This is a genomic window from Streptomyces sp. BE303 (assembly GCF_036290945.1).
In the GTDB taxonomy this organism is placed as follows: domain Bacteria; phylum Actinomycetota; class Actinomycetes; order Streptomycetales; family Streptomycetaceae; genus Kitasatospora.
In genome coordinates this window covers 1-215 of record NZ_JAQYWZ010000566.1, presented here as the reverse complement: position 1 = coordinate 215, position 215 = coordinate 1, and the positions used below count along the sequence as shown (strand labels likewise).

The window sequence follows — 215 nt, the reverse complement described above, 5'->3', positions numbered from 1 at the left end:
GCGTTGCCGTTGCCGTTCTCCGCGGCGGTGCGGACGAGGTCGGCGACGGGGAGGGAGTTGGTGACCAGGGTGAGGCCGGGGATGTCGAGGAGTTGCCGGGCGACGGCGAAGGCGGTGGTCCCCGCTCCGACGGCGACGACGCTTCCGGGTTCGACGAGTGCGGCGGCGGCGCTCGCCAGGGCCTCCTTGGCGGAGGGTTCCAGCTGGGACTTGGC

At 73.5% G+C, this 215-nt stretch carries 1 pseudogene; it reads right to left on the bottom strand.

From position 1 onward, the window contains the following. Nucleotides 1-215, bottom strand: a pseudogene (locus tag PUR56_RS12560) (DeoR family transcriptional regulator); the annotation flags it as partial.